Raw genomic sequence first — 12,664 nt, forward strand, 5'->3', positions numbered from 1 at the left:
CCCCTTAATTCTTTTCGAACATTTTTCACATACTACTTCGTTTCATAGCATACAGGTGGGACCTAGTGGGGATCGTCGATGACGACGGCAGCGGCGCCGAGAGCGCAATCCAGCGATCTGATCGGCCAGATCATCTATGCGGTGCGATCGATGGGGGTCGCGCCGATCCCTCGCAACTATCAGCTTTTTTATGAGGCCTATATCGGTTCCAACCCCGATCTGACCCGCGATCTGGCGGCACTCGGAAGCCGTGCCACGCAGGAGGAGCTGGACGGGCTTTCGCATCGCTATCTCGGAACCGGACAGGTGGCGGTCATCGAAGACGCCCACACCCGGCTTCTTGGCGAACTCGACGCGCTTCTGAAACTGTTGCGTCAGGAACAGAGCTCGCTCGAAAGCTACGGCAAGCTGCTAGGAGAAACGGCGCAGCGGATCAACTCCAAGAGCAATTTTTCCAACGACCTGCTGACCAGCGCGCTGGCGCTCCTGAGCGAAGCGACGGGTAGCACCATGGCGCACGGCGAAAAGACCGTCGGCGGCGTCGTCCAGCGCTCGCAGGAAATGGATCAGGTGCGCCGCGAACTCGATGAGTACAAGCGTATCGCCAACACCGACTCCCTGACCCGGATCGCCAACCGCCGGGCCTTCGACGAACGCCTTGCGGCGACCTACGACAATACGGCCCTGCTGCCGGTCACCGCACTGGTGCTGGCCGATATCGACAACTTCAAGAAGATCAACGACAGCTACGGTCATCCGGTCGGCGACAAGATCCTCGCGACGGTTGCCTCCGTGATCCGCTCGAACGTCCGCAAGGATGTCTTCGTCGCTCGCTCCGGCGGCGAGGAATTCGCGATCATCGTCGAAGGCAACACGCCGGAAGAGGTGATGATCATCTGCGAGCGGGTCCGCCGCGCGCTGGAAACCCGCATCTTCCGCAATTCGCGTTCCGGCATCGACTACGGCCCGGTCACTATTTCTCTCGGCTTTGCGATGGGCTCGCAGGCAAGCGATCCGGGAGAACTCTACGCCAATGCCGATACGGCCCTCTACAGCGCCAAGCACTCTGGCCGGAATCGCTCGGTCTTCTTTGAAGACAGCATGAAAAAGGACTATGTCGGCAAGAGCTGGCTGATCTACAGGAAGTAGAATTCCCTTATAAAATCCCCCGTCCCCTATGGCGGATCGATTCGATCGTCGCCTCGACCGCTGGGAATGTCCATGAGGACGCCGACGACGGACGTCTTCTTCACTGAGAGAACGCCGGCGCGGCGTCTACCACATGGTCCTGGCGGCGCGCTCCGGCCATTCCCGGTCGTAGGCCTCCTTGTCGAAGTCGGCCTTGGCTGCCTTCAGCAGCGTTCCGGGCGTCGGCAGGTTCTTCGGATCGACGAAATGCTCCGGGTTCCAGAGTTCGGCGCGCATGAGGGCGCGGGCGCACTGGAAATAGACCTCGTCCACGGTAATGACCGTGACGCTGCGCGGATGCCGGCCGTCCATCTCGAAGCTCTCGAGCAACGCGGGCTCCACCGAGATCACGGCGCGGCCGTTGACGCGCATCGTGGTGTTCGAGCCGGGCACGAGAAACATCAAAGCCACGCGCGGGTCGCGCACGATATTGATCAGCGAATCGATACGGTTGTTGCCGCGCCAGTCGGGCAGAAGCAGGGTCGTATCGTCCTGAACACGCACCGCCCCGCCGAGATCGCCGCGCGGCGAGCAGTCCAGCCCTTCCGGTCCGACGGTCGCGAATGCGACGAAAGGCGAGGCCTCGATCATCTGCCGGTATTCCGGGGTCAGCGTCTTCGTCACCTTGGCGAGCGACGCTTCCGAGACGCCCTCATAGATCGCCTTCAGTTCCTCGACGGATGTGATGATGGTCATGGCTCGCCCCTTCGATATCGGCGGGCCTTAGCCCGCGCGGGCGACACTATGATGACGTCTCCTGTGGATCAAGCAGCGGCGTCTTTACCGGGCTTGGCGACGATGGAGGTTTCGCGCAGCGGCCGGCCATCGGTCGTCAGGAACGCCGCGATGGTCTCGATCACGCCGCGGTCGCTGACGATGCGGCGATGCCCGAGCCCGTTCGCCCATTCGAGCCGTGCCGTGGCAAGCCCCTCGAAACGGCGGGCGTGGCCGGCTGCCACCTCCTTGTCCTCCTCGGCATGCACGACCAGCAGCGGCGTCCCCAGCCGCGCGGCGCTCGCGACCGTGTCGAAGTCGTCGAGCGAGGCGCCGGCTACCTTTTCCGCCCGCCGGATCAGCTGCGCCTTGACGCGCGGCGGCAGGCCGACCATCCGCGAAAAATCGTCGAACAGCCAATGGATATGGCTCGGGGCTCCGATAACCACCAGTCTCGACGGAGAGATCGCGCCGGCCTCCTTCATCACCCCGCCGGCGGCAAGCATCATGCTCGCACCGCCGAAGGAATGACCGATGGCCGCGTCGAAATGCCCGAAGCGGCTCTCCGCCGCAACGATCGCCTCGACGGCCTGGCGCATGTTGAGGCTGCGGCCGCTGGAAAGCCCATGGCCGGGGAAATCGAGCACCACGACCTCGGCGCCGGTTTCGGCCAGGCCCGCCGGCAGCGCGGCGATATAGGCGGCACTGGAGCCCCAGCCGTGCACGACAAGGTAACGGGGCCGTCCAGGCTTGCCGTCGCCGTTGAAGCGGTAGGCCATCACCGTCGAGCTTCCGACGGTGAGCGGGATCTTCTGGGCGGCCGAGAGCCGCTCCCGTCCCTCATTCTCCATCGCCCTCGCCTTGACGCCCTTGGGACGACGCGAGGGCGTCAGGCAGAAGAGCCTAAAGGCGAGCCCTGCTGCGGCATTGGGGAAAGGCCGCCCCATGGCGGCAAATCCGAAACGGATGACCTTGAGTGCAAAGGATGGCATAGTGAGAAAACCCAATAATGTTCAATGCTGAACAATAAAGTACAATGATGAACAAAAATCAATCCCTCCTCTGGGATCATCCGCGTTTTCGCAGTTGGATTGCCGTTGCCCGTGCCTGCCAGTTGATGCAAACCGTGCTGACCCGCGAGCTTACCGAACTCGACATCAAGCCGCCGCATCTCGACATCCTGATCAATCTCTACCGGTTCGAGGGGATCTCCCAGCAGGAGCTCGCCCGCAAACTGCTGGTCGGGCGTTCCAACATGAGCATGGCGCTGCCGCAGATGGAAAAGCGCGGGCTGATCGAGCGGCGCGGCGACACGAAGGACAAGCGCGTGCTGCGCCTCTACCTGACCCGGGAAGGCCGTTCGGTGACGGAAAAGGCGATGGCCATCCAGACGGCACTGATCGAGCGGACGCTCTCCTCCGAGCCGCTGGATCAATGCATGGCGATGGCCGAGTCCATGGAGCGGCTGATCGTCACCCTGCAGTCGGAAATCCGCGAGGACAGCCGCGAACCGGCCTGATCACCGCTTGACGCCTAGCGCGTTCGCTGCGGCGGGTCGCGGGAGAGGCCCTTCTCTGCGAGATCGCGCTCGTAATCGGCAAACAGCTCGGCGCCGCGCTCGCCGAGTTCGCGCAGGTAAGGCCAGGTGAAGATGCCGCTGTCGTGGCCGTCGTCGAAACGGATCCGCACCGCATAATTGCCGGCCGGCGTGATCGCCGCGATGCCGACATTGCGCTTGCCGGGCACGGTGACCTTCTGGCCGGGACCATGGCCCTGCACTTCCGCCGAAGGCGACAGCACGCGCATTGTTTCGGCCGGCAACGGAAACGCCGCCCCGTCGCTGAAGGTAACGTTCAGCGTGTGGCGGTCCTTGGAGACCCTAAGTTCCGTCGGCCAGATGTCGCTCATGCTTTTCAGGCTCCCGATTGTCATATGCCTGGCGGAGGATTATGAGCTACGGCGTTTCGCCGCAAGCGGTTTTATGGCCGGCCTGTTCATCCAGACCAACTGTCGTATACTTGACGCGACGGCTCGAAACCCCCACTTTCGGGGTAAGGGAGATTATCACTTGAACAGTTTCGCAGGACCGGTTGGAGGAGCAGCGCCGATCATCGCCGACCAGGCGCCGATGATCGATCCGTTCGGCCGCGCCGTCACCTATCTGCGTGTCTCGGTCACCGACCGCTGCGATTTCCGCTGCACCTATTGCATGGCGGAAAACATGACGTTCCTGCCGAAAAAGGACCTGCTGACGCTGGAGGAGCTCAACCGGCTCTGTTCCGCCTTCATTTCCAAGGGTGTCCGCAAGATCCGCCTTACCGGCGGCGAGCCGCTGGTGCGCAAGAACATCATGTTCCTGGTGCGCGAGCTCGGCCAGCACGTCAAGGCCGGCGCTCTCGACGAGCTGACACTGACCACCAACGGTTCCCAGCTCGCCAAATATGCCGACGAGCTCTACGACAGCGGCGTGCGCCGCATCAATGTCTCGCTCGACACGCTGAACCCCGAAAAATTCAAGGCGATCACCCGCTGGGGCGATTTCCACAAGGTCATGGAAGGCATCGACGCCGCCCAGAAGGCCGGGCTGAAGATCAAGCTGAATGCGGTGGCGCTGAAGGATTTCAACGAATTCGAGATCGCCGACATGCTGCGTTTCGCGCATGGCCGCGGCATGGACATGACGGTGATCGAGACCATGCCGATGGGCGAGATCGACGAGGACCGTACCGACCAGTATCTGTCGCTCTCCAAGCTGCGCGCCGATCTCGAAGAGCAGTTCACGCTGACCGAAATCCCCTACAAGACCGGCGGCCCTGCCCGCTATGTCGAGGTGAAGGAAACCGGCGGACGACTGGGCTTCATCACGCCGATGACCCATAATTTCTGCGAGAGCTGCAACCGCGTGCGCCTCACCTGCACCGGGACGCTCTACATGTGCCTCGGCCAGAACGACGCGGCCGACCTGCGCACCGCGCTGCGGGCATCCGAGAACGACGGCTACCTGTCAGCCGCGATCGACGAAGCGATCACCCGCAAGCCCAAGGGCCACGATTTCATCATCGACCGCACCCACAAACGCCCCGCCGTCGCCCGCCACATGAGCGTCACCGGCGGCTAGGGCGATGGACAAACCCGGCCCTGTTCGCTAGTTTTGTCGGGCAAATCGGCTTTCGCGAAAGTGTTCATGACAGTATCGATCAAAATCGATGACGATCTGGAAAACCGTGTCCAGAAGCTGGCCACCTCCAGACAGCAGTCGCCGGACGGCATCATGCGGGAGGCGATCCAGCAATATGTGGAGCGCGAAGAGGCACGTGAACATTTCGGGCAAGAGGCCTTGGCATCGTGGGACGACTACAAGGAAACCGGCCTGCACCTGACCGGCGATGAACTCCGCAAATGGCTGAACACCTGGGGCACCGACGCTGAAACGGAGTCGCCGGAGTGCCACAAGTAATCATTACCCGCCGCGCGGTAGTGGGGATCGAACGCTGTCGAGCGTTTCTCAAGAATGCTGATATCCAGATCGTTCACCGCGCCAGCAGGGCGATAGACAGGCAAATCACCCTGTTGGAAACATCTCCGGAGATCGGTCGCCCTTTTCCGGGTGAGCGCCAGTTGCGCGAGTTGCTCATCCCGTTCGGCGACTCTGGCTACGTCGCCCTTTATCGGTACGATATCGAGGACGACGCAGTTTATGTCCTGGCATTTCGGCATCAGAAGGAAGCCGGCTACTAAACTGGGCAGACCCCAGTGCTGACCTGATGCTTCCTCCTAAAATCCTACAGATCGAAACGCCATCGCAAACCACCCGTTTCCCGCCGCCCAACAAAAAAGCCGGAACTCGCGTCCCGGCTTTCGAAACATGTGAGGCCAAACCTTACGCCGCATCGCTGCGGCGGAAGCCGCCCCGGCGTTCGTTGGCGCCGGCGTGGAAGTTGACGTTCGGGTCGCGCGTCTTGAAGCGCTCGATCTTTTCCGACAGCATTTCCACCCGCCTGCGCAGGCCGTGGATCTCGGCGTTGTTTTCCTCGACCATCGCCGCATTGCGCTGGGTAATCAGCTCGACCTCCTGAACCGCCTTTGTGACTTCGTGGATGCCGGTCGACTGCTCGCCGGTTGCCGCCGAAATCTGGGACACCAGTTTGCGGACATCGGTGATGTGGGTGATGATCTCGGTGAGCGCCGTACCGGTCTCCTCGACCAGATGCACGCCGTTGCTCACCTGTGTCGAACTCGCCGAGATGAGGCCCTTGATTTCGCGGGCAGCGCCGGCGCAGCGCTGCGCCAGTTCGCGGACTTCCTGGGCGACGACCGCAAAGCCGCGGCCTGCCTCGCCGGCACGGGCCGCCTCGACGCCGGCATTCAGCGCCAGCAGGTTGGTCTGGAAGGCGATCTCGTCGATGACCCCGATGATAGTCGCGATCTTTTCGGAAGAACGGCTGATCTCGCCCATGGCATCGACCGCGCGGGATACGACCTCGCCGGAGCGGACGGCGAAATCCTCCGTCTCGTTCACCGAGACGGACGTCTGCTTGGCGCTCTCGGCCGTCGAGCGGACGATTTCGCTCAGATGGCGCAGTGCGCGCGAGCTCTGTTCGAGTGCTGCCGCCTGCTGTTCCGTGCGCCGGGCAAGATCGTCCGCCGAAGCGGCGAGATTACCGGTGCCGCCGTCGATTTCCTCCGCGGTCGAGCGCACGTCGGCGAGCGTGGCGCGGAGCGCCTCGACAGCCTGGTTGTAGGTGCGTGCCATCTCGATGAAATCTTCCGGCAGGTTTTCGTCCATGCTGCGTTCAAGGTCTCCCTCTGCAAGCTTGCCAAGCATGTCGTTGAGTGCGGTCAGCGCCTGGCGCTGTTCCCCGGCAATGCGGGCACGCTCGGAGGCGCGGCGCTCGGACTCGGCGGTCGAGAGCTCGCGGGCCGCGGCGGCATCCTGCTCGAGACGGACATTTTCGACCGCGGCATCGCGGAAGACGGTGACCGAGCGGACCATGTCGCCGATTTCGTCGCCACGTTCGCGGCCCTCGATCTTGACCTCAAGATCGCCGTCGGCGAGCCGCTTCATCACTTCGGTGACGCGACGCAGCGGGCCGCGCAGCGTTTCCACCAGCATCAGGCCGCCGGCAATGGCAAGCAGCGTGCCGACCACCATGGCGATGAGCGACAGCTGGGCGGAACGTTCGCTGTCTTCCTTGCCGACCTCCTGGGCCTGGGCCACGAAATTCTTGAGGCCGGCCATGCCGCCCGTCAGGGTTTCGCCGGCGGCGGCGCGTGCCTTTTTCCAGTCGGCGGCGATGGACAGAAGCTTGGCGGTATCCTCCGCGATCGATTTCAGGCGCGGCTGAAGCGTCGTCGAGAACTCGCGCATGGCCGGGTTTCTGGCAAGCTCGGAAACTTCCGCGCTGGCAGCATTCAGCTTTGCCATGACATCGAGGACGACCTTGCGCGCGTCCTCCGTCTGGTTGGCGCGCAGCCGCTCGACGTAGAGCTGCATGGCGTCGATCAGGCGCAGCGACTCGGCACTGCGGTCGAGGAGCGTGCGCAGGCTCGCAACCTCGCCCTCGATGCTGGCGAAACGGCTGGCCGCGTTGCCGGCCTTGCTGGTGACTTCCGCCTCCATTTTCGCCTGCAGTTTCTCCATGCCGGCAACGGTGTCACGTACCGCCTTCGCCTTTTCCGGAACGTCCTGATTGCCCTTGATGGTGGCGGCAAGTGCGCTGATCGCGTCATTGATCGGCTTCAGCTGCTTGATACCGTTCGGGGTGAGGAAGGCCTGAACCTCCTGGAACGTCTTGTCGAGAATGCCGAGATACATGTCGGCGGTGCTGATCGCGCCGTCGTCCGTGCCGGTCTCCTTGACGGAATTGCGAAGCTCGCCGATCTGTTCGGCGATCGCCTTGTAGGCATAGGCTTCCAGCACCATGCCCTTGGCGAACTTTTCCTTGCCTTCGAACTGCTTGCGGACGTTGGCGACCTGATCCGAGACCCCTGTCGCGACGGTGCGAACGTCGTCGATGCTTTGGTCGAGCGCCGCGGCGTTTTCGTCGCGCCTCTGCTTGATCTTCCAGAGCGCGTCAGTCTCGGTGCGCATCTTCGGGGCGAGGCCTGTGACGACGGCGATACGCTCGCGGTCTCCATCGGTGACCAGCAGGTCCTTGAGCACGTTGACGCCGCTTTCCTGCTTGTCGATCGCGGCCTTCAGGGCCGCAAGCGACGAATTGTCCGGCTTGCTGTTGAACTCCTGGAGGACCGCCTGGAGATTTTCGAAGTCGCCGATGTTTTCGATCGTCGCACGCGTCACCGTCATATGGCCGTTCAGCATGCTGGCCGTATAGTAGCCGGCAAGGCCGACGCCGGCGATCAGGAGCACCAGCGGGATGACGAAAAGAAGGACCTTGGTGACGATCCTGCGACTCTGAAGAAGACGATCGATGAAAGACATTTTTCCCCCAACTGCAAACCAGATGCGGCTTTCGCTTCTGCGGCATCGCGAAACGGCAACGGCACGATTCCAGCGTCATGCGGGAACGAATGCGATTCACAATCGTCAAATTCGGTTGAACAACGGTTAATTCGGGACCCTTACATTTCGTTCCGGTTCTACCCGAAAGAGTACCGCCCGGGAGGCAATCGGGCTGGCGACGCGTAAGCCGTTGCTTTAAGAGACCGGGTACCGGAGGAATCTCGCAGATGGCATGGTCTGAAAATTCGCGGGGCGCACTGTTCATGGCGCTCGCCATGGCGGCATTCACCTGCAACGACGCGCTGGTAAAGTCGGTCACCCCGGAGCTCAGCATCCCCCAGATCATGGCTGTGCGCGGCGTCATGGCAACGGTGCTGATCTTTTGCGTGGCGCGTTACATGGGCGTAAGCCTGTCGGTCAAGGCGGTCATGCATCCGCTGGTGCTGCTGCGCACTTTCTTCGAGCTCGGTGCCACCCTGACCTTCCTCTCCGCGCTTGCCCATATCGAATTTGCCGCCATTTCGTCGATCATGCAGGCATTGCCGCTTGCCGTGACGTTGGGGGCCGCCCTTTTCCTGAGCGAGCCGGTCGGCTGGCGGCGCTGGACGGCGATCGGCATCGGCTTCCTCGGCGTGCTCATCATTATCCGGCCCGGCCCGGAAGGCTTCACGCCGGCGGCCCTGCTCGCCGTCGCCGCCTGCTGTTTTACGGCATGCCGCGATCTCACCACCAAGCGCATCCAGGCAGACATCCCTTCGTTGACGGTGACGCTCTTCACGTCCCTCGCCAACACGGTTCTCGGAGCAATCCTGATCGTGCCGATGGGCGGATGGCAGCCAGTCAGCACCTATGCGCTGGGACATCTGGCGATCGCGTCCGTGCTGGTCTTCGCAGGTTACCAGGCGATTATCCAGTCGATGCGGACGGGCGAGATCTCCTTCATCGCGCCCTTCCGCTATACCGGCCTGCTGTGGGCCTTGGTCATCGGTGTTTTCGCCTTCGGCGAACGTCCGGACGCCTATATGCTCGTGGGCGCGGCAATCGTCATCGGTTCCGGCCTTTATACCTTCTATCGCGAACGCAAGCGGCAGGGCATTGCCACCAACAAGGCGGCCGCCGCCCCGCCGATCTGAGGAAAAATTGGATCGAAAGGGCCGAAAGGCAGGCGTGAAAGGACGAGACGACGTGCAGCAAAGCCGATTTCTGGATAGACGAACCCCGCCCCATATCCTGACGCTCGTCGTCTGCGCCGGACTTGCCGCCCTGTCGCTCAATGTCTTCCTGCCGTCCCTTTCCGCCATGGCGACCCATTTCGGCACCGACTATGCCGTCATGCAGCTCGCCGTCTCCGGTTATATCGCCGGCACCGCCTTGCTGCAGCTGGTGCTCGGTCCGCTTTCCGACCTCTTCGGCCGCCGCCGCGTGATGATCGGCAGCATCCTGATCATGCTGCTCGGGACGGTGATCTGCCTGATGGCCGCAAACGTCACCGTCTTCATGATCGGAAGGCTGTTGCAGACCGCGGTCGTCGCAGGGTTCGTCCTGCCGCGCGCGATCATCCGCGATACGGTGCCGATGGAGAGCGCCGCCTCGATGATCGCCTATGTGACCATGGGCATGTCGCTGGTGCCGATGATCAGCCCAACGATCGGCGGCGTGCTCAACGACATGTTCGGCTGGGAGGCGAATTTCGCGCTGATGCTCGGCCTTGGCCTGCTGACCCTGACGCTCGTCTTCACCGATCTGGGCGAAACCAACCATGCGCCGGCCGCCAGCTTCACCGCCCAATTCCGCAGCTGGCCGGATCTTTTCCGCTCGCGACGCTTCTGGGGCTACACGTTTACCTCGACCTTCTCGTCGGGCGTGTTCTTCTCGTTCCTCGGCGGCGCGCCCTTCGTCGGCACGGCGATCTATCATCTGTCGCCGACCATGCTCGGCGTGCAGTTCTTCCTGATTGCGGCCGGCTACATGGTCGGCAACTTCGTTTCGGGCCGCTATACCCGCCAATTCGGCACGATGACCATGATGATCTCCGGCAGCCTGATCAGCCTTGTGGGCGTTCTCATCACCGCCGGTTTCCTCGTCGCGGAAGCGTCCTCGCCGCTCGCCTTCTTCGCGCCCCTGGCGTTGACCGGCGTCGGCAATGGCCTCACGCTGCCGAGTTCCAATGCCGGCATCGTCAGCGTGCGGCCGCATCTCGCCGGCTCCGCTTCCGGCCTCGGCGGCGCGATCACCGTGGGCGGCGGCGCCGCGCTGTCGACCCTTGCCGCGGCGTTACTCAAGGAAGAGAGTGGCGCCATGCCGCTTCTCGTCGTCATGGGCGTCTCGACCATCCTTGCGCTCGTTGCGACCGCCTATGTCCGGCAGATCGACCGCCGCGAAGGCGCGATCCCGACGAGGGATGGGGACTAATGACCACGTCCGCCAAACCTCCCACCCGGCCTCCGGGCCTTATCCTTGCCGGCGGCAAATCGAGCCGCATGGGGGCCGACAAGGCCTTTCTCACCATCGGCGGTGACACGATCCTCGGCCATGTGGTGCGGCGGCTCCTGCCCCAGACCTCCGAAATTACCCTTAACGCGCCGACAGGTTTCCCCAATCCGCTCGGCTTGCGCCTGCTGCCGGACCCGGTTCCCGGCCAAATCGGCCCGCTTGCCGGCGTGCTCGCCGGCCTGCGCGACATAAAGGCCCGCGGCCTTCGGGCAACCCATCTCCTAACCGTCCCCTCCGACAGCCCGTTTGGGCCCGCCGATCTCGTGCGCCGGCTCGAAACCGAGGCGGACGATCCGGACGCGATCGTCATCGCCTCGTCGGACGGCCGCGATCATCCGGTCTTCGGGCTCTGGCCGGTCTCCCTCGCCGGCGATCTGGAAACCTGGCTCTCCGACCCCGACAACCGGCGGATCAAGGCGTTCCTCGAACGTCACCGCGTGGCGACCGTCGAATTCCCGGTGGTCGAGACGCCGCAGGGGCTGCTCGATCCCTTCTTCAACATCAACACGCCCGAGGATCTTCAAGAGGCGCGTCGTTTCGCCGAGGAACTTTCATGACCCCTCCCCGCATCTTTGGCATTTCCGGCTGGAAGAACTCCGGCAAGACAGGGCTGGCGGTGCGGCTGGTGGCGGAATTCACCCGCCGCGGCTACGCGATCTCGACGATCAAGCACGCCCACCACGATTTCGACATAGACAAGGTGGGGGCCGACTCCTTCCGCCACCGCCAGGCCGGTGCACACGAAGTGGCGATCGTTTCGGGCACCCGCTTTGCGATCATGCACGAATTGCGTGGCGCGCCGGAGCCGAGCTTCGAGGAAATCCTCTCCCGCCTCGCCCCCTGCGATCTGGTGCTGATCGAGGGCTACAAGCGCGAGCCCGTCCCGAAGATCGAAGCCCGCCGGCTCGAGGCGAATAACCGCGAGCCGCTGGCGCCGAGCGATCCCCACATCGTCGCCATCGCCGCCGACCACCCGGTCCCGGATGCCACCATCCCGGTCTTCGACCTCGACGATACGAACGCGATCGCCGATTTCATCGCACAGGTGACCGGGCTTGGCGGTTAGGCCTTGCCCTGGTGCTCAACCAGATAGCGCGTCGCAAGCGCGACATGGCGAGGAATGGGCTTGTTCTTACGATAGTCGGCGACGAGCCGGCGCGAGATCTCCAAGGCCGACGCCATGCCGTCCAATGTCATTCCGAGCTCATCCATAGCGTTGCGAAAATCACCGTTGTCGAATGTGATCGACGGAAGCGCGGCGAGCCATACGGCCGAGAATTCAAGGTCTTCGCCCGGCCATTCCAATGCGTTACGATATTCACTGACCCGCATTTGGCGGAAGAGTTCGTCGTCATGACGAAGCGGAATATAGATGCGGCGGCTCTCCAGTGCGGGCGCCAGATCGACGACCTTCGTCTCTCCATCTTCCCAGACTATTCTCACCTTGCGCCCATCGAGGAGCTCAGCGTCCACTATCCTCGGCAAAGGCCCACCGACGGTAACGATCTCCCTATCTTTCATTGAGACGCTCCCAAGCTTCATTCAACACTTTCCTGTTTTTCCGTACCCAAGCCAGTGCGCGGTGCAGGCTTTGCCGATCGATGGAGCCTGCAAGAGTTTCCAGGTCTGACAGGCGGACCAGCACTTCGTGATCCGGCGTAACGATATGAAAATGAGGCGGATGGTGATCGTCGGCAAAAATCTGGATCTTCAGATTTCCGAGTTTTACGATAGTCGGCATCACCCCACCCCATACCGCGATCAAAATAGTGCATTCAATGCACTATTTCAAGACGCAAAAAGCCG

At 62.7% G+C, this 12,664-nt stretch carries 15 protein-coding genes; 9 read left to right on the top strand and 6 right to left on the bottom strand.

Features of this window, described 5'->3' with window-relative positions:
- Positions 1–78 precede the first annotated feature (78 nt).
- Positions 79–1,149, top strand: coding sequence for a GGDEF domain-containing protein (locus tag ACZ9EJ_RS08750; RefSeq protein WP_046642200.1), 1,071 nt, complete (start codon positions 79–81; stop codon positions 1,147–1,149).
- Between the two features lie 126 nt (positions 1,150–1,275).
- On the opposite strand, the gene ACZ9EJ_RS08755 is transcribed toward ACZ9EJ_RS08750, so the two are convergent.
- Complete coding sequence (locus tag ACZ9EJ_RS08755) at positions 1,276–1,884, bottom strand: pyridoxamine 5'-phosphate oxidase family protein (RefSeq protein ID WP_046642201.1); 609 nt, start codon at positions 1,882–1,884, stop codon at positions 1,276–1,278.
- Positions 1,885–1,952: 68 nt separating this feature from the next.
- Positions 1,953–2,894, bottom strand: coding sequence for an alpha/beta fold hydrolase (locus ACZ9EJ_RS08760; protein WP_046642202.1), 942 nt, complete (start codon positions 2,892–2,894; stop codon positions 1,953–1,955).
- Between the two features lie 47 nt (positions 2,895–2,941).
- On the opposite strand from ACZ9EJ_RS08760, the gene ACZ9EJ_RS08765 reads away from it, so the two are divergent.
- On the top strand, positions 2,942–3,421 hold the full coding sequence (locus ACZ9EJ_RS08765) for a MarR family winged helix-turn-helix transcriptional regulator (RefSeq protein ID WP_046636145.1): 480 nt from the start codon (positions 2,942–2,944) through the stop codon (positions 3,419–3,421).
- A gap of 14 nt (positions 3,422–3,435) precedes the next feature.
- Here ACZ9EJ_RS08765 and ACZ9EJ_RS08770 read toward each other — a convergent pair whose 3' ends face one another.
- Positions 3,436–3,810 carry a gamma-butyrobetaine hydroxylase family protein gene (locus ACZ9EJ_RS08770; protein ID WP_046636147.1) on the bottom strand — a complete coding sequence of 125 codons (375 nt, stop codon included), beginning with the start codon at positions 3,808–3,810 and terminating at the stop codon, positions 3,436–3,438.
- Positions 3,811–4,030: 220 nt separating this feature from the next.
- Here ACZ9EJ_RS08770 and moaA point away from each other — a divergent pair, with 220 nt between their 5' ends.
- The 3 genes from moaA (at position 4,031) to ACZ9EJ_RS08785 (ending at position 5,640) form a co-directional block, all read left to right on the top strand.
- Positions 4,031–5,020: a GTP 3',8-cyclase MoaA gene (moaA, locus tag ACZ9EJ_RS08775; RefSeq protein WP_370649717.1), complete on the top strand. Its 990-nt coding sequence runs from the start codon at positions 4,031–4,033 to the stop codon at positions 5,018–5,020.
- 66 nt (positions 5,021–5,086) lie between these two features.
- Entirely contained in the window at positions 5,087–5,359 is a 273-nt protein-coding gene (locus ACZ9EJ_RS08780; protein WP_046642213.1) for a CopG family ribbon-helix-helix protein, read from the top strand.
- Entirely contained in the window at positions 5,347–5,640 is a 294-nt protein-coding gene (locus ACZ9EJ_RS08785; protein WP_046642204.1) for a type II toxin-antitoxin system RelE/ParE family toxin, read from the top strand. The genes ACZ9EJ_RS08780 and ACZ9EJ_RS08785 overlap by 13 nt, the downstream gene beginning before the upstream one ends.
- A 142-nt stretch (positions 5,641–5,782) precedes the next feature.
- Here the strand turns inward: ACZ9EJ_RS08785 and ACZ9EJ_RS08790 are convergent, their stop codons facing one another.
- Entirely contained in the window at positions 5,783–8,344 is a 2,562-nt protein-coding gene (locus ACZ9EJ_RS08790) for a methyl-accepting chemotaxis protein (RefSeq protein WP_046642205.1), read from the bottom strand.
- A 248-nt stretch (positions 8,345–8,592) separates the two neighbouring features.
- On the opposite strand from ACZ9EJ_RS08790, the gene ACZ9EJ_RS08795 reads away from it, so the two are divergent.
- The 4 genes from ACZ9EJ_RS08795 to mobB are packed head-to-tail and all read left to right on the top strand — an operon-like array spanning position 8,593 to position 11,924.
- Entirely contained in the window at positions 8,593–9,498 is a 906-nt protein-coding gene (locus ACZ9EJ_RS08795; RefSeq protein ID WP_046642206.1) for a DMT family transporter, read from the top strand.
- Positions 9,499–9,550: 52 nt separating this feature from the next.
- Positions 9,551–10,777, top strand: a complete 1,227-nt coding sequence (locus ACZ9EJ_RS08800; protein ID WP_046642214.1) for a multidrug effflux MFS transporter — start codon at positions 9,551–9,553, stop codon at positions 10,775–10,777.
- Entirely contained in the window at positions 10,777–11,415 is a 639-nt protein-coding gene (gene mobA, locus ACZ9EJ_RS08805; RefSeq protein WP_046642207.1) for a molybdenum cofactor guanylyltransferase MobA, read from the top strand. The genes ACZ9EJ_RS08800 and mobA overlap by 1 nt, the downstream gene beginning before the upstream one ends.
- Positions 11,412–11,924, top strand: a complete 513-nt coding sequence (gene mobB, locus ACZ9EJ_RS08810) for a molybdopterin-guanine dinucleotide biosynthesis protein B (protein WP_046642208.1) — start codon at positions 11,412–11,414, stop codon at positions 11,922–11,924. Before mobA ends, mobB begins: the two co-directional genes overlap by 4 nt.
- Here the strand turns inward: mobB and ACZ9EJ_RS08815 are convergent.
- A complete protein-coding gene (locus ACZ9EJ_RS08815) occupies positions 11,921–12,379 on the bottom strand; it encodes a DUF2442 domain-containing protein (RefSeq protein WP_251089704.1) in 459 nt (152 codons plus the stop codon). The two genes, mobB and ACZ9EJ_RS08815, sit on opposite strands and share 4 nt — an antisense overlap.
- Complete coding sequence (locus ACZ9EJ_RS08820) at positions 12,369–12,599, bottom strand: DUF4160 domain-containing protein (protein ID WP_080955850.1); 231 nt, start codon at positions 12,597–12,599, stop codon at positions 12,369–12,371. Before ACZ9EJ_RS08820 ends, ACZ9EJ_RS08815 begins: the two co-directional genes overlap by 11 nt.
- Between the last annotated feature and the right edge of the window lie 65 nt (positions 12,600–12,664).

The organism is Neorhizobium sp. USDA 3394 (assembly GCF_056280385.1).

Bases quoted from the DNA above. Each gene is read 5' to 3' on its own strand.
- ACZ9EJ_RS08765 (WP_046636145.1), top strand. From the start codon at position 2,942: ATGAACAAAAATCAATCCCTCCTCTGGGATCATCCGCGTTTTCGCAGT.
- mobB (WP_046642208.1), top strand. From the start codon at position 11,412: ATGACCCCTCCCCGCATCTTTGGCATTTCCGGCTGGAAGAACTCCGGC.
- ACZ9EJ_RS08760 (WP_046642202.1), bottom strand. From the start codon at position 2,894: ATGCCATCCTTTGCACTCAAGGTCATCCGTTTCGGATTTGCCGCCATG.
- moaA (WP_370649717.1), top strand. From the start codon at position 4,031: ATGATCGATCCGTTCGGCCGCGCCGTCACCTATCTGCGTGTCTCGGTC.
- ACZ9EJ_RS08750 (WP_046642200.1), top strand. From the start codon at position 79: ATGACGACGGCAGCGGCGCCGAGAGCGCAATCCAGCGATCTGATCGGC.
- ACZ9EJ_RS08795 (WP_046642206.1), top strand. From the start codon at position 8,593: ATGGCATGGTCTGAAAATTCGCGGGGCGCACTGTTCATGGCGCTCGCC.
- ACZ9EJ_RS08820 (WP_080955850.1), bottom strand. From the start codon at position 12,599: ATGCCGACTATCGTAAAACTCGGAAATCTGAAGATCCAGATTTTTGCC.
- ACZ9EJ_RS08815 (WP_251089704.1), bottom strand. From the start codon at position 12,379: ATGAAAGATAGGGAGATCGTTACCGTCGGTGGGCCTTTGCCGAGGATA.
- ACZ9EJ_RS08780 (WP_046642213.1), top strand. From the start codon at position 5,087: ATGACAGTATCGATCAAAATCGATGACGATCTGGAAAACCGTGTCCAG.
- ACZ9EJ_RS08790 (WP_046642205.1), bottom strand. From the start codon at position 8,344: ATGTCTTTCATCGATCGTCTTCTTCAGAGTCGCAGGATCGTCACCAAG.
- ACZ9EJ_RS08755 (WP_046642201.1), bottom strand. From the start codon at position 1,884: ATGACCATCATCACATCCGTCGAGGAACTGAAGGCGATCTATGAGGGC.
- ACZ9EJ_RS08770 (WP_046636147.1), bottom strand. From the start codon at position 3,810: ATGAGCGACATCTGGCCGACGGAACTTAGGGTCTCCAAGGACCGCCAC.
- mobA (WP_046642207.1), top strand. From the start codon at position 10,777: ATGACCACGTCCGCCAAACCTCCCACCCGGCCTCCGGGCCTTATCCTT.